Source organism: Isoptericola sp. NPDC055063 (genome assembly GCF_053608125.1).
In genome coordinates this window covers 139,864-154,550 of sequence record NZ_JBSGUW010000012.1, presented here as the reverse complement: position 1 = coordinate 154,550, position 14,687 = coordinate 139,864, and the positions used below count along the sequence as shown (strand labels likewise).

The window sequence follows — 14,687 nt, the reverse complement described above, 5'->3', positions numbered from 1 at the left end:
GGGGGGGGGGGGGGGGGGGGGGTGGAGGGGGGGAGAAGGAGGGAGTTGCGTTTTCTTTTCTTTTTCCGCTGTTTGTGCCCGTGGTGGTTCTTCCCCTCTTGGGTGCTCCCGCCGCGACTCATGACGACCCTCGTACGATCGGAAAGAGGACATGGAGATGGCAGAGCTGAACGTGGACCTCGTCGCGTCCGACCGCAAGGTCTGGTCCGGCGCGGCGCGCGAGGTCAGCGCACCGTCCGTCGACGGGCAGGTCGGCATCCTCGCCGGCCACGCCCCGCTCCTCGCGGTGCTGCGGCCCGGCACGGTCAAGGTGTCGACGGCCCACGGGACCGCGGTCGAGGCGCACGTGACCGGCGGCTTCGTCTCCGTCGACGGCAACCTCGTCACGATCGTCGTGGACGAGGTCTCGGAGCTGTCCGGCCGCGAGCCGGCGCTGCGCTGAGGCAGGTGCCGGTGGCGTACGTCGTCTGGATCGCGATCGGTCTCGTCGTCGCGCTCGGACTGGTGCTCGCCGCCGGCGCCTCCCGCCTGCGGACCCTCTCCCGGAGGGTCGGCTCCTTCCCCTGCCACGCCCGGCCCGCGGACGACCCGCAGGCCGCGTGGATGGTGGGGATCGCCCACTACGCCGTGGGCCGCATCGACTGGTGGCGCGGCTGGTCGCTGGCCCCGCGCCCCGCGCGGGTCTGGCACCGCGACCGCCTGTCGATCACCGGCCGAGCCCCGCTCGACCAGGCCGGCCAGCCCGACCAGGTGCTGGTGCGCTGCCGCTACGACGGCACCGACTTCGAGCTCCTGATGTCGTCCGGCGCGTACGCCGGCCTGGCCTCCTGGCTCGAGTCCGCGCCCCCGGGGCGTCGCGACCTGGTCCTGTAGCGACCTGGTCCCGTAGGGCACCGCCACAGCACCTGCCACGAACGAAGAGGGGGACCGTGCGTCTCGTCGTCGCCCGCTGCTCGGCCCGGTACACCGGCCGGCTCACCGCCCACCTGCCGCTCGCCACGCGGCTGCTCGTCGTCAAAGCCGACGGCAGCGTGCTGCTGCACTCCGACGGCGGCTCCTACAAGCCGCTGAACTGGATGAGCCCGCCGTGCGCGACGTCGGTCGCGGACCCGGACGACGAGGCGCGGGAGCGCGGCGTCACCCAGGTCTGGACCGTGCAGCACCAGAAGTCGGACGACCGCCTCGAGATCGAGCTGCACGAGGTGGAGCACGACTCCGCCCACGACCTCGGCATCGACCCGGGCCTGGTGAAGGACGGGGTCGAGGCGCACCTGCAGGAGCTGCTCGCCGCGCAGATCGACCGCCTGGGGGCGGGGCACACGCTGGTACGCCGGGAGTACATGACGGCGATCGGCCCGGTCGACATCCTCGCGCGGGACGGCGCGGGCGCCACGGTCGCGGTGGAGCTCAAGCGGCGCGGGGACATCGACGGCGTCGAGCAGCTGACGCGCTACCTCGAGCTGCTCAACCGCGACCCCCTGCTGGCCCCCGTGCGCGGCGTCTTCGCCGCCCAGGAGATCAAGCCGCAGGCCCGCGTGCTCGCGACGGACCGCGGCATCGAGTGCCTGATCCTCGATTACGACGCGATGCGCGGCGTCGACGACGTCGACTCCCGCCTCTTCTGACCGGGTTTGTCAGGAAGGTTTCGCAACTTGTGTGGCGTGCGGCAGGATGTGGCGCATGAGTGATGCGACCTCCCCGGCCCCTGTCCCCGCGCCCGGCGAGCTCGCCGTGCTGCGCGGTCGGGTCGTGACACCGCACGACGTCGTCGAGGACGGCGCCCTCGTCGTGGCCGACGGCGTCGTCCGCTGGGTCGGCCCGGTGGCGGCGGCCGAGCACGCGGATCCCGCGGTGGCGGCGGCCGTCGCGGCGGCGCCCGCCCCGGAGCCCGGCACGGTGCTGCTGCCCGGGCTCGTGGACCTGCACGACCACGGCGGCGGCGGCGTCGGATTCCCCGACGCGGCGAGCGCGCAGGAGGCGATGGTCGCGGTGCTGGAGCACCGGCGGCACGGCACCACGACGATGCTCGCCTCGCTCGTCACCGCCGACCGGGAGACGCTCCTCGCGCAGGCCGCGATGCTCGCCGGGCTGGCGGAGGCGGGGGAGATCGCGGGTATCCACGCCGAGGGTCCGTTCCTGTCGCACGAGCGTCGCGGCGCCCAGAGCCCCGACGACCTCGTGCCCGGTGACCCCGCCCTGGTCCGCGACCTCGTCGAGGCCGCGCGCGGGCACCTGCGGACGATGACGGTGGCCCCGGAGATCGAGGGGGTCGCCGGCCCCGGAGGCGCGGCCGAGGCGCTGGTCGAGGCCGGCGTCGTCCCGTCGTTGGGCCACACGGACGCCACGACCGAGCAGGCGGAGGCGCTCGTCGCCCAGGTCGCGGCCGGGCTCGCCGCGCGTGCCGCCGACGGTGAGGCCCCTGCGCGGGAGATGACCGCGACCCACCTGTTCAACGGCATGCGCCCGCTGCACCACCGCGCGCCCGGCCCGATCGCCGCGTGCCTGGCGGCGGCGGCCCGCGGAGACCTCGTGGTCGAGCTCATCGCGGACGACGTGCACCTGGCGCCGGCCACCGTGCGCAGCGTCGTCGAGACGGTCGGCGCCGACCAGGTCGTGCTCGTCACCGACGCGATGGCGGCGGCGGGCATGGCGGACGGCTCCTACGAGCTGGGGCCGATGGCGGTCACCGTGCGCGACGGCGTCGCGCGGCTCGCCGACCCGGAGTCGTCCGAGGGCGGCTCGATCGCGGGCGGCACCGCGCACCTGGTCGACGTGGTGCGCTCCACCGTCGCCGCCGGCGTCCCGCTCGTGGACGCCGTCCGCTCGGCGTCGTGGGTGCCCGCGCGCGTGCTCGGCCTCACCGACGTCGGCGGCCTGGTCGTGGGCCGGCGTGCCGACGTCGTCGAGACCGACGGCGACCTGCGCGTGCGCCGCGTGCTGCGCGGCGGCGTGCCGGTGGTCTGAGGCGCGGCCCAGGTGACGCCCGGCCCGGCGTGCCCGCGGCCGGCCCGGGACGAGCGCCCCGGGCCGGCCGCGTCGTGCGTCCCGGCCTGCGTCCCGCCCTACGAGGTCAGGTGGAACGTCGAGACGCGGACACCGTCGCCGAGCACGAGGTAGACGTCCTGACGCCCCGCCGCACGCCGGATCGGCACGGTGACGTCGGCGTAGGCACGGGCGTCTCCCGTGGCAGGTACCTCGGCGCTGCCCACCAGCCGGCCGTCCGGCGCGCCGAGCCGCACCTCGAGGCGCGCCGGGCCGTCGCCCGCCTTCGCCACGGAGGCGACGAGGGACCGGGCGCCGTTCGTGAGGTCCGCGTCCTCGTAGGCCACCCACGCGCCGTCGCGCGTCGCGGCCACCGAGGTGCCGCGCTCCTTGGTGGTGTCGACGAGGGTCGTCCCGTCGGCGTCGTCGTAGTTCTGCGCCTGCGTGACGCGCGTCAGGTCGCGCGCGGGGATGCGCTCGCCGTCCACGCGCACGGACGCCCGCGCCCGGACGTCGGTCGACGATGCCCCGACCAGCAGGTCGTGCGTGCTGGCCTCGACCACCCAGCGGTCGCGGGTGACGTCCCAGTGCCGCAGGGCGTCGACGGGCACCTCGAGGTGCACCCGCACGGTCTGGCCGGCGCGCACGTGGACGCGGTCGAAGTCGCGCAGCTGGCGCACGGGCTGGTCGTCGCGCGACGTGCGCTGGTGCGTGTAGAGCTGGACGACCTCGTCCCCGTCGACGTCCCCGGTGTTGGTGACGTCCACCGACACCCGGACCGTGTCGCCCGGCGCGACGGACCTGTCCGCCACCCGCAGGTGCGAGTACCGGAACGACGTGTACGACAGCCCGTAGCCGAACGGGTACAGCGGGTCGTGGGCGTCGTCGTACAGGTAGGTCTGCCGGGATCCGACGACGTCGTAGTCGAGCATCGTGTCCGGCAGGTCGTCGACGGACCGCGGCCACGTCTGCGTGAGCCGTCCTGCGGGGTCGGCGTCGCCGAACAGCGTGTCGGCGAGCGCGTTCCCGGTCTCCTGCCCGGCGTGCGTGGTCCACAGGATGGCGGGCACGGACTCCTGCAGGCCGCCGATGGTCTGCGGGTAGCTGGAGGTGAGCACGACGATCGTGTTCGGGTTCGCCTCCCGCACCGCCCTGACGAGGGCCTCCTGGCCGGCCGCCAGGTCGAGCCCGGTCCGGTCGTGGGCCTCGCGGCCGTTGATGAACGGCATCGTGCCGACCACGACGACGGCGGCGTCCGCCTCCTCGGCGGCGGCGACCGCCTGCGCCGTGCCGTCCACCACGACGTCGCGCGTGAACGCGGTGGCCTCGTCGGCGGTCCGCGCGCCGAGCTGGAGCGAGCCGTCGTCGGCGACGACGAGGTAGGGCGTCGCGAACGACGGCGACCACGACTCGGCCGAGTCGTAGCCGGCGTACCGCAGCACCACGTCGCCGTCGGGGCGCTCCTCGATGCGGAAGAGCTGCTGGACGTACCAGCCGTTCGGCTGCTCCTGGTCGTTGGCGAAGCCGCTCCAGTTGAAGCCGACCGTCTTGCCGTTGGCCGCGCTGCGCAGCGTCACGACGCCCTCGCCCCAGTCGAAGACGTCGAACTGGGCGGTGGTGTCGGGGGAGTCCGCGGTGGCCGCGAGCGGGCCGCCCGCGGAGCCCGCGCCGCCGGCGAGGTACCGGCCGGTCTCGGCGTCGCGCAGCGTGATGCGGTCCACGCCCTCGGTGGTCGCGACGGCGTCGGCCCCGAGGCGGGCCGCGATGCCGTCGACGGGCGTGACGGAGTACGGCTGCTTACCGCCGTACCAGTCGGTGTAGAGGGTGTCGGCCAGCGGGCCCACGACGGCGACCTCGCCGGTGGTCGCGGGGTCCAGCGGCAGGGTCCCGCCGTCGTTCTTGAGCAGCACCTGCGCCGCGGTCGCGCTCTCGCGGGCGAGGGCGCGGTGGGCCGCCGTGTCGACGGCGCCGACGTCCCCGTAGGGGCCGCCGTCCGGGTCGAACTCGCCGAGCCGGAACCGCAGCTCGAGGTTGTGCGACGCGGCGGTGCGCACGTCGGACCACTCGAGCAGGCCCTGGTCCAGGGCGTCCTGGACGGCGTCGATGGTGGGTTGCGGGTCGTTGTCGTTGACCGTCATGGAGTCGAGGCCGGCCTTGACCAGCGCGGCGTCGGCCTCGGCCTGGGTGTCGTAGTACTGCTGGGACGCCACGAGGTTCAGGGGTGCGGCGGCGTCGGACACGTTGAAGAGGGTCCGGTCCGTCCACGAGCGGACGGTGTCGTCGAGGCTCGGGTCCGCGGTGGCGGGGCGGCCGTTGATGAGGTTGTACCCGGTCATCACCCCCGTCGCGGCGTTCGCCCGGATCACGGGCTCGAACGCCTGCTCCTCGTACTCGTGCAGCGCGCGGGGCGGGAGGACGGCGGAGACGGTGTCGCGCGCGGTCTCGGTGTTGTAGCCCAGGTAGTGCTTCAGCGTGGGCGCGGTCTTGAGGTAGAACGGGTCGTCACCGGTGAGGCCGTGCCCGTAGGCGGTCGCGATCTCGCTCGAGAGCGTCGGGTCCTCGGAGTACCCCTCCTCGTTGCGCCCCCACCGCGGGTCGCGCAGCAGGTTGACGACGGGCGCCCAGAGGTTGAGCCCCCACAGGTCCGGGTCCTGCGCGTGGTAGGCGCGGGCTTCGTCGGAGACCACGGTGCCCACCTGCTCGACGAGCTCGGGGTCCCACGTGCTGGCCAGGCCCACGGCCTGCGGGAAGGTCGTGGCGGTGGCGGTGTGCACGGCGCCGTCCTCGTGCGACGTCGTCCAGGCGAGGCCGTGCAGCGCCTCGGTGCCGCTGCGGAACTGCCCGATGCCGAGCCGCGGAACGGGCAGCGGGAACTGGTGCAGCAGGCTGATGGTCTCGGTCCTCGTGAGCCGGCCCAGGAGGTCGTCGACCCGCTGGTCGACCGACAGGTCGGGGTCGCGGAACGGCAGGTCGTCGAGGTGGTCGGGCGCCGCGGCGGCCGCGGTCGTCGCGGCGTCGGCGGGGGTCGCGGTGGCGGAGGCCCACGCCAGCCCGGGCGTGAGCGCGAGGACGCCGAACGCGGTCGTGGCGGCGATGCCGCGGCGCGTCCGACGGCGGTGTCGGGTACTCATGGTGCTCCCTCGGTTCGGGGGCGGCCGTCGTCGGCCGCCCGCTGGGGGACGGAACGAGCACCTCACCGGGGAGCGTCGGGCGCGCCGACGCCGGGCAGCGGCCCCGAGCCTGGTGAGGACGTGCGGCCTGGCGAGACGATCATCGTCGAAGCGCTTCGACCCGCTGCTTGTCCATGACGCTAGTCCGGTCGACGGGCTTGTGGCAATGGATGAACTAAATCCGCCCGGAGGTCTTGACAGGCGGCTCCCGCCCCGCCCATGCTGGCCGTCGAAGCGCGTGGTCGAAGCGCTTCGACGGTCTCGGGACCGCGGCGTCCGCCGACGGTGCGGGACCCCGGCACAGGGAGGTGGCGGCATGACGACGATGCAGGACGTGGCGCGGCGGGCGGGGGTCTCGCTCAGCACGGTGTCCTACGCGTTGTCCGGCAACCGGAGCGTCTCCGCGGCGACCCGGGACCGGATCGCGGAGGCGATGGCGGAGCTCGGGTACACGCCGAACGCGATGGCCCGCGGCCTGGCCTCCCGGCGCAGCCGCGTGCTCGCCCTCGTCTTCCCGGCCGCCGAGCGCGGCCTCGGCGGCACCGTGGCGGAGTTCGTGTCCGCCGCGGGGGACACCGCCCGGGAGAACGGCCACCACCTCGTGCTCTGGCCGTTCCGGACCACCCAGGCCGACGAGGTGCGCGACCTCGTCCTCCAGGGGATGGCCGACGGCGTGCTCGTCATGGAGGTCACCCTGGACGACCCGCGCGTCGCGACGCTCCGCGACGCCGGCGTGCCGTTCACGATGATCGGCCGCACGCGGGACGTGGCGGGGCTGCCGAGCGTCGACGTGGACTTCGAGCGGACCACGCGGGAGGCCGTCGAGCACCTCGTCGGCCTCGGGCACCGGCACATCGCCTTCCTCAACCACTCCCAGGCCACGGCGGACGAGGGCTATGCCCCGACGTTCCGCGCCGAGGAGGGCTTCGCCGCCGCGATGCGGGCCCGGGGGCTCGAGCCGGTCACGCGTCGCGTCGACGAGACGCCCCAGGCGGGCCGCGAGGCCCTCGGCGAGGTGCTGGCCGCGGAGCCGCGCACCACCGCCCTGGTGACGATGAACGAGATGGCGACCTTCGGCGTCCTCGCCGAGCTCCAGCAGCGGGAGATGCCGGTGCCCGGGCGGATGTCCGTCCTGGCGATCGTCACCTCGCCCGGGGTGGCCGACATGAGCAACCCCCGGCTGACCACCATGCACTCTCCCGGGACGGAGCTGGGCAGGCTCGCGGTGCTCACCCTGCTCGCCCGGGTGGCGGGGGAGGACGACGGGCCGGCGGGCACCCTCATCGGCTGCACGCTCGAGCCCGGCGAGAGCGTCGGGCCGGCACCTGCCGACGCAGGCGTGCCGGGGCCGAGCCGACCCTGACGGGCGGCCGCCCGCCGACCCACGTGCCGTACCACCACCGACCACAACTGACGACCGACCTGACCGGGCACCGGAGCCCGGCGCCCCGACGCGCCCGCGCCGGGGCCGACGAAGGAGGAACTGCGATGACGCGTATCCGCAAGGCATCGACGATCGCCGCGCTGGCGGCCCTGCCCCTGGTCCTGACCGCCTGCGTCGGCGGTGGCGGAGGAGGCGGTGGCGACGCCGCGGGCGGCGGCGACACCGACGACAAGACGCTGACCATCTGGCACTACGAGAACGACGACTCGGCCATGGGGCAGGCCTGGGCGAAGGCGATCGAGATCTTCGAGGACGAGCACCCCGACGTCACCGTCGACGTCGAGAAGCAGACGTTCGAGCAGATCCAGAAGAACGCCAAGATCGTGCTCACCGGCGACGACGTCCCCGACGTCATGGAGTACAACAAGGGCAACGCGACCGCGGGGCAGCTCGCCGCGCAGGGGCTCATCGCCCCGCTGACGGACGCCGCGGAGAAGAACGGCTGGGCCGACAAGCTGTCCGGGTCGCTGCAGACCACGGCGCGCTACGACGACAAGGGGCTCATGGGCTCCGGCGACTGGTACGGCGTCCCCAACTACGGCGAGTTCGTCGGCGTGTACTACAACAAGGCGATGTTCGAGAAGGCCGGGCTCGAGGTGCCGACCACGCTCGACGAGCTCGAGCAGGTCATGAAGGCGTTCAAGGACGACGGCGTCACGCCGCTGGCCGAGGCCGGGGCCGAGTACCCGATGGGCCAGCTCTGGTACGAGCTCGTGCTCGCGAACGCGGACCGCGACCTCGTGGACCAGTACCAGCTCTTCGACGGCGACGTGGACTTCCACGGCCCGGAGCTGACGGCCGCCACGAAGAAGCTCGACCAGTGGATCAAGGATGGCTACGTCGCCTCCGACTCCGCCGGCCTCACGGCTGAGGACATGGGCGTGGCGTTCATGAAGGGCGACTACCCGATGATGGTCTCCGGCTCCTGGTGGTTCGGCCGCGTCACGGCCGAGATGAAGGACGACTGGGGTCAGTTCAACTTCCCGGGCAACACGCTGCAGGTGGGCTCGTCCGGCAACCTGTGGGTGGTGCCGACCAACGCGGACTCGCCGTCGCTGGCCGAGGAGTTCATCGACACCACGCTGCGGCCGGAGGTGCAGGACGTGCTGGCGCAGACCGGCGGCCTGCCGGTCGCGGGCGACGCGTCGACCATCACGGACGAGAAGACGCGCGAGCTCACCCAGAACTTCCAGGACATCCTCGACGACGACGGCCTGGCGTTCTACCCCGACTGGCCCGTGCCCGGCTACTACGACGTCATCGTCAGCCAGCTGCAGTCGCTGGTGAACCAGTCCAAGACGCCGGACCAGGTGCTCGACGGCCTGAGCTCCGCCTACACGGACGGCAAGGCCGACCTGCTCGGCGAGTGACGACATGACGGCCACCACCACGACCGCCCCGGCGGCGCCCCGCCCCGCGCGGGCGCGCGGCCGCCGCCGCTCCCTGCCGTACCTGCTCTACCTGCTGCCCGGCGCGGTGCTCTTCGTGCTCGTCATCGGGTACCCCCTGGTGACCAACGTCTACATCAGCCTGTTCTCCTGGCGCGGCGGGCTGGCCCCGCTCACCTGGGTGGGGTTCGACAACTACGCGGAGCTCTGGCACGACGCCGCGTTCTGGACGTCGTTCCAGAACTCGATCGCCATGATCGTCGCGATGGTGATCGTGCCGACCGCGATCGGCCTGCTGCTCGCGGCGGTGCTGTTCGACTACCTCGGGCGCCGGTTCGGCCCCCGCGTCGCGTCGGTCCTGCGGGCCACGTACTACCTGCCGCAGATCCTGCCGGTCGCGGTCGCGGGGGTGCTGTGGAACTGGATCCTCAACGCCCAGACGGGCGCGCTCAACGAGATCCTGCGTGCCCTCGGCGTGGCGGAGCCGCCGAACTGGCTCGGTGACCCGAGCACGGCCCTGCCCAGCGTCATGCTCGTGCTGATCTGGGTGCAGATCGGCTACCCCGTGGTGATCTTCATGGCGGCGCTGCAGCGGGTGGACCCCGAGCTGTACGAGGCGGCAGAGCTGGACGGCGCCGGCTGGTGGCGGCGGTTCCGCGCGATCACGGTCCCGCAGATCCGTCCGGAGACGTTCGTCGTCACGCTCACGTGCACGGTGGCGGCGCTCAAGGTGTTCGGGCCGATCTACGTGCTCACGCGGGGCGGCCCGGAGAGCTCCACGCTGGTGCCGAGCTACTACTCGTACCTCAACTTCTTCGACAAGTCGCGGGTGGGCTACGGCGCCGCCGTCGCGACCGTGCTCACGGTGGTGATCGTGGTGGTGGCCGTCGTCATCCTCGCGCTGCAGGCGCGGGCCGAGCGGGCCGAGGAGGTGGGGCGGTGATGGCCACGACGGTCGAGACCCCGCGCACCCCGCACCCCGCGCGCCCACGGACCGGCGCGCCCCGTCGGCCTGAGGGCGGGCGCCACCGCCGCGGCGCCGCGCGCTGGTTCGTGCTGGCCGGGGCGGTCCTCGTCGCGCTGCTGGTGCTCGCGCCGCTGCTGGTCATGCTGCTCAACGCGTTCAAGTCGCCGGAGGACTACACGCAGCACGGCCCGCTCAGCCTCCCGAGCGGCCTGTACCTCGACGGCCTCGTGAACTTCTGGCAGCGCACGGAGTTCCCCGTGAAGCTGTGGAACTCGTTCTTCATCTCCGCCGTGGTGGCGGTGGCCGCGTGCGTGCTCTCGCTGCTCAACGCGTACGCGATCGGCGTCGGCCGCATCCGGGGCCGCATGGGGATCGTGCTGCTCTTCCTGCTCGCGAACATGCTGCCGCAGGAGGCGCTGATCTACCCCCTGTTCGACATGGCGCGGCAGGTGGGGCTGTCCAACTCGCAGTGGTCGGTGATCATCATCTTCACGGTGATCCAGTCGGCCTTCGGCACCTACCTGCTCGCCTCGGTGCTCGGCACGTTCCCGCCCGCGCTGCTCGAGGCGGCCGCGCTCGACGGCGCCGGCCGCTGGCGCATCCTGTGGCAGGTGGTGTTCCCGATCGTGCGGCCCACCCTCATGGTGCTGATGATCTTCTTCTTCATCTGGACCTGGAACGAGTTCTTCATCCCCCTGGTCATGCTCACGACGCACGACACCCAGACGATCCCGATCGCCCTGGCGTCGCTGCAGGGCGACCGGATGATGGACGCCCCCACGACGAACGCCGGCGCCCTCGTGTCCCTGGTCCCGGCGCTCGTCTTCTTCCTGATCTTCCAGCGCACCCTCACCCGCGGCGTCACCGCCGGCGCGGTGAAGTGAGCGCCCCGAATCCCGCGCGGCGAGCCTGCGGGCCGTCCGCCATCATCGAATCCGACAGCACGGAGTAGGTGCACCCCTGATGAAGTTCACCGACGGCTACTGGCAGACCCGCCGCGGCATCGAGCCGCTGTACGCGGTCGAGGTCGACGACGTCCGCGTCGACGAGGCCACCGGCACCATGACCGTCTACGCGCCCACGGCGCACATCGCCCGGCGGGGGGACACCCTCAACCGGCCGATGCTCACCGTCACCTACTCCTCGCCCGCGCCCGGCGTGGTCAAGGTCCGCGTGGAGCACTTCGCCGGCGCCGCGCACCGCGGTCCGCAGTTCGCCGTCGCCCCCGAGCCGGGGTTCCGGCCCGTGGTCAAGGTCGACGAGACCACCGGCGTGCTCGAGACCGGCGGGCTGTCCGTCCGCGTGCACCGCGGCGGCGGCTGGCACGTCGACTTCGAGCACGACGGGCGGGTGCTCACCTCCAGCCTGCCCAAGTCCGTGGGCGCGATGACGGCGACGGCGGGGCCGGAGGCCGGCGCCTGGGTGCACGAGCAGCTCACCCTCGACCCGGGCGAGCACGTCTACGGTTTGGGCGAGCGGTTCGGGCCCTTCGTCAAGAACGGGCAGTCCGTCGACGTGTGGAACGAGGACGGCGGCACCTCCAGCGAGCAGGCGTACAAGAACGTGCCGCTCTACGTGACCAGCAAGGGGTACGGCGTCTTCGTGGCCCACCCCGAGCGGGTGTCGCTCGAGGTCGCGTCGGAGGTGAACACCCGCGTCCAGCTCTCCGTGGAGGGGCAGGCGCTGGAGTACTACGTCATCGCCGGCCCGACGCCCAAGGACGTGCTGCGCCGGTACACCGGGCTCACCGGCCGGCCGGCGCGCGTGCCGGCGTGGTCGTTCGGCCCCTGGCTGTCGACGTCGTTCACCACCGACTACGACGAGGCCACCGTGATGAGCTTCGTCGACGGGATGGCCGAGCGGGGGCTGCCGCTGAGCGTCTTCCACTTCGACTGCTTCTGGATGCGCGAGTACCAGTGGTGCGACTTCGAGTGGGACCCGCGCGTCTTCCCCGACCCGGAGGGCATGCTCGCGCGCCTGCACGAGCGCGGCCTCAAGGTGAGCGTCTGGATCAACCCGTACATCGGGCAGCGGTCGCCGCTGTTCGCCGAGGGACGGGAGAAGGGGTACCTCCTGCGCACCGCCGATGGCGGCGTCTGGCAGTGGGACCTGTGGCAGGCCGGCATGGCGCTGGTCGACTTCACCAACCCCGACGCGACGGCCTGGTACCTGGGCCACCTGGAGCGCCTGCTGGACCAGGGGGTGGACGCCTTCAAGACCGACTTCGGCGAGCGGGTGCCCACCGAGAACGTGGTCTGGCACGACGGCTCGGACCCGCGCAAGATGCACAACTACTACGCGGAGCTCTACAACGAGGCCGTCTTCGGCCTGCTCGAGCGGCGGCGGGGGCGCGGCGACGCCGTCGTCTTCGCGCGGTCCGCCACCGCGGGCGGCCAGCAGTTCCCGGTGCACTGGGGCGGCGACTGCGACTCCACCTACGCCTCCATGGCCGAGTCGCTGCGCGGCGGGCTCTCCCTCGCCCTGTCGGGCTTCGGGTACTGGAGTCACGACATCGGTGGCTTCGAGGGCACGCCCGACGCCGCCGTGTTCAAGCGGTGGCTCGCCTTCGGGCTGCTGTCCAGCCACTCGCGGTTCCACGGCTCGTCGTCGTACCGCGTGCCGTGGGCCTTCGACGAGGAGGCCGTCGACGTCGCGCGCCGCTTCACGCACCTCAAGATGTCGCTCATGCCGTACCTCGCCCGGGCGGGGGAGCAGGCGCACGCGACGGGCACGCCGATCATGCGACCGATGGTGCTCGAGTTCCCCGCCGACCGCGGCACCTTCGGCGTGGACATGCAGTACATGCTGGGCGACGCGCTGCTGGTGGCCCCGGTGTTCACGGCGGACGGCACCGTCGAGTACTACGTGCCCGAGGGCACGTGGACGCGGCTGCTCGACGGCGCGGACGGCGGCCACGCCGAGACGGTCACGGGCCCGCGCTGGGTCACCGAGACCCACGGCGTCGACTCGCTGCCCGTGCTCGTGCGGCCCGGCACGGTGCTGCCGGTCGGCGCGCGCACCGACCGGCCCGACTACGCGTGGGCCGAGGGCGTCGAGCTGCGGCTCGTCGCGCTGCCCGACGGCTACGACGCCGTGACCCCCGTCCCGACCGGCGGGCCCGACGGCGAGGCGGCGCGGTTCCGCGTCCGTCGCGCCGGCGGCGAGGTCGTCGTGACCACCGACGACGCCCCCGGCGACTGGAGCGTCCGGGTCGACGGGCGCGTCGCCACCACCGCCGGACCCGGAGAGCTGAGGATCACCCTGTGACGACCCGTACCTTCCCCGCCGACTTCCTGTGGGGCACCGCCACCGCGGCCTACCAGATCGAGGGCGCCGCCGCCGAGGGCGGCCGCGGGCCGTCGATCTGGGACACCTACTCCCACACCCCGGGCCGCACGCTGGGCGGCGACACCGGCGACGTGGCCTGCGACCACTACCACCGGTGGGCCGAGGACGTGGACCACCTCGACCGGCTCGGCGTCGGCGCCTACCGCCTGTCGATCTCGTGGTCCCGGGTCCAGCCCGGCGGCACGGGCCCCCTCAACCCCGAGGGCGTCGCGTTCTACCGCCGCCTGCTGGAGGCCCTGCGCGAGCGCGGCATCCGCCCCTTCGTCACCCTCTACCACTGGGACCTGCCGCAGGAGCTCGAGGACGCCGGCGGCTGGGTGAACCGGGAGACGTCGACGGCGTTCGCCGCGTACGCCCGGCACATGGCCACCGAGCTGGGCGACCTCGTCGAGGCGTGGACCACCCTCAACGAGCCGTGGTGCTCGGCCTACCTCGGCTACGGCTCGGGCGTGCACGCCCCCGGCCGCACCGAGCCGGAGGCGGCGCTCGCGGCCGTGCACCACCTCAACCTCGCCCACGGCCTGGCCGCCCGCGCGATCCGCGAGGTGCTGCCCGGCGCGCAGGTCTCGATCACGCTGAACCTGCACGCGATCCGCCCCGCCGACCCGGCCTCGGAGGCCGACGCCGACGCCGTCCGGACCATCGACGCGCTCGCCAACCGGGCGTTCCTCGGCCCGTTGCTCGACGGCGCGTACCCGGCCGACCTGCTCGCGGACACCGCGCACGTCTCGGACTGGTCGTTCGTGCTCGGCGGCGACCTCGAGCAGATCCGTCAGCCCCTGGACGTGCTGGGCGTCAACTACTACTCGACCGTCACGGTGCGGCGTTTTGCCGGGGACGGCGAGCGGTCGGAGAACGACGGGCACGGCGCGTCGTCGCACAGCCCGTGGATCGGCGTCACGGACGTCGAGTTCGTGCAGCAGCCGGGCCCGTACACCGCGATGGGCTGGAACATCGAGCCGTCGGGACTCACCGACCTGCTCGTCGGGCTGCACCGCACCTACCCCGACCTGCCGCTCGCGGTCACCGAGAACGGCGCGGCCTTCGACGACGAGCTCGTGGTCGACGACGGAGAGCGGCGCGTGCACGACGACCGTCGCGTGGCGTACCTGCACGACCATGTCGAGGCCCTCGGCGCCGCGCGCGACGCCGGTGCGGACGTGCGCGGCTACTTCGCCTGGTCGCTGATGGACAACTTCGAGTGGGGCTACGGCTACTCCAAGCGCTTCGGCATCCTGCACGTGGACTACCCGACCGGGGAGCGCACGTGGAAGGACTCGGCGCACTGGTACCGCCGCCTGGTGACCACCGGTGAGCTGCCCCCGGTGCAGGGCCGAACAGGCAGTTGACACCGTTATCCGGGCCCGAAGGCCCCGATAAGGGTGTCA

At 73.1% G+C, this 14,687-nt stretch carries 11 protein-coding genes; 10 read left to right on the top strand and 1 reads right to left on the bottom strand.

From position 1 onward, the window contains the following. Nucleotides 1–157: 157 nt before the first annotated feature. Genes ACWF41_RS15720 through ACWF41_RS15705 form a run of 4 tightly spaced genes read left to right on the top strand, consistent with a single transcriptional unit; the run spans nucleotide 158 to nucleotide 2,964 of the window. Nucleotides 158–442: a F0F1 ATP synthase subunit epsilon gene (locus ACWF41_RS15720; RefSeq protein ID WP_380327012.1), complete on the top strand. Its 285-nt coding sequence runs from the start codon at nucleotides 158–160 to the stop codon at nucleotides 440–442. An 11-nt stretch (nucleotides 443–453) separates the two neighbouring features. Beyond that, nucleotides 454–873 (top strand): DUF2550 domain-containing protein, encoded by a 420-nt coding sequence (locus tag ACWF41_RS15715; RefSeq protein ID WP_380327009.1) that lies wholly within the window; start codon nucleotides 454–456, stop codon nucleotides 871–873. Between the two features lie 56 nt (nucleotides 874–929). Then, nucleotides 930–1,625, top strand: a complete 696-nt coding sequence (gene nucS, locus ACWF41_RS15710; RefSeq protein WP_380327006.1) for an endonuclease NucS — start codon at nucleotides 930–932, stop codon at nucleotides 1,623–1,625. Nucleotides 1,626–1,680: 55 nt separating this feature from the next. Continuing rightward, entirely contained in the window at nucleotides 1,681–2,964 is a 1,284-nt protein-coding gene (locus ACWF41_RS15705) for an N-acetylglucosamine-6-phosphate deacetylase (protein WP_380327003.1), read from the top strand. A gap of 98 nt (nucleotides 2,965–3,062) precedes the next feature. Here the strand turns inward: ACWF41_RS15705 and ACWF41_RS15700 are convergent, their stop codons facing one another. Then, entirely contained in the window at nucleotides 3,063–6,113 is a 3,051-nt protein-coding gene (locus ACWF41_RS15700) for a glycoside hydrolase family 3 protein (RefSeq protein ID WP_380322499.1), read from the bottom strand. Nucleotides 6,114–6,468: 355 nt separating this feature from the next. Here ACWF41_RS15700 and ACWF41_RS15695 point away from each other — a divergent pair, with 355 nt between their 5' ends. The 6 genes from ACWF41_RS15695 to ACWF41_RS15670 all read left to right on the top strand — a co-directional run bounded on the left by ACWF41_RS15695 (nucleotide 6,469) and on the right by ACWF41_RS15670 (nucleotide 14,648). Continuing rightward, nucleotides 6,469–7,515 carry a LacI family DNA-binding transcriptional regulator gene (locus ACWF41_RS15695; RefSeq protein WP_380322496.1) on the top strand — a complete coding sequence of 349 codons (1,047 nt, stop codon included), beginning with the start codon at nucleotides 6,469–6,471 and terminating at the stop codon, nucleotides 7,513–7,515. Nucleotides 7,516–7,640: 125 nt separating this feature from the next. Next, entirely contained in the window at nucleotides 7,641–8,966 is a 1,326-nt protein-coding gene (locus ACWF41_RS15690; RefSeq protein ID WP_380322493.1) for an ABC transporter substrate-binding protein, read from the top strand. 4 nt (nucleotides 8,967–8,970) lie between these two features. After that, nucleotides 8,971–9,927, top strand: coding sequence for a carbohydrate ABC transporter permease (locus ACWF41_RS15685; protein WP_380322490.1), 957 nt, complete (start codon nucleotides 8,971–8,973; stop codon nucleotides 9,925–9,927). Next, entirely contained in the window at nucleotides 9,927–10,835 is a 909-nt protein-coding gene (locus ACWF41_RS15680; RefSeq protein WP_380322502.1) for a carbohydrate ABC transporter permease, read from the top strand. The genes ACWF41_RS15685 and ACWF41_RS15680 overlap by 1 nt, the downstream gene beginning before the upstream one ends. Nucleotides 10,836–10,914: 79 nt before the next feature. Continuing rightward, nucleotides 10,915–13,218, top strand: a complete 2,304-nt coding sequence (gene yicI, locus ACWF41_RS15675) for an alpha-xylosidase (RefSeq protein ID WP_380322487.1) — start codon at nucleotides 10,915–10,917, stop codon at nucleotides 13,216–13,218. Then, nucleotides 13,215–14,648: a GH1 family beta-glucosidase gene (locus ACWF41_RS15670; protein ID WP_380322484.1), complete on the top strand. Its 1,434-nt coding sequence runs from the start codon at nucleotides 13,215–13,217 to the stop codon at nucleotides 14,646–14,648. The genes yicI and ACWF41_RS15670 overlap by 4 nt, the downstream gene beginning before the upstream one ends. Nucleotides 14,649–14,687 lie beyond the last annotated feature (39 nt).

Bases quoted from the DNA above. Each gene is read 5' to 3' on its own strand.
- ACWF41_RS15720 (WP_380327012.1), top strand. From the start codon at position 158: ATGGCAGAGCTGAACGTGGACCTCGTCGCGTCCGACCGCAAGGTCTGG.
- ACWF41_RS15705 (WP_380327003.1), top strand. From the start codon at position 1,681: ATGAGTGATGCGACCTCCCCGGCCCCTGTCCCCGCGCCCGGCGAGCTC.
- ACWF41_RS15700 (WP_380322499.1), bottom strand. From the start codon at position 6,113: ATGAGTACCCGACACCGCCGTCGGACGCGCCGCGGCATCGCCGCCACG.
- ACWF41_RS15695 (WP_380322496.1), top strand. From the start codon at position 6,469: ATGACGACGATGCAGGACGTGGCGCGGCGGGCGGGGGTCTCGCTCAGC.
- ACWF41_RS15690 (WP_380322493.1), top strand. From the start codon at position 7,641: ATGACGCGTATCCGCAAGGCATCGACGATCGCCGCGCTGGCGGCCCTG.
- ACWF41_RS15685 (WP_380322490.1), top strand. From the start codon at position 8,971: ATGACGGCCACCACCACGACCGCCCCGGCGGCGCCCCGCCCCGCGCGG.
- ACWF41_RS15680 (WP_380322502.1), top strand. From the start codon at position 9,927: ATGGCCACGACGGTCGAGACCCCGCGCACCCCGCACCCCGCGCGCCCA.
- yicI (WP_380322487.1), top strand. From the start codon at position 10,915: ATGAAGTTCACCGACGGCTACTGGCAGACCCGCCGCGGCATCGAGCCG.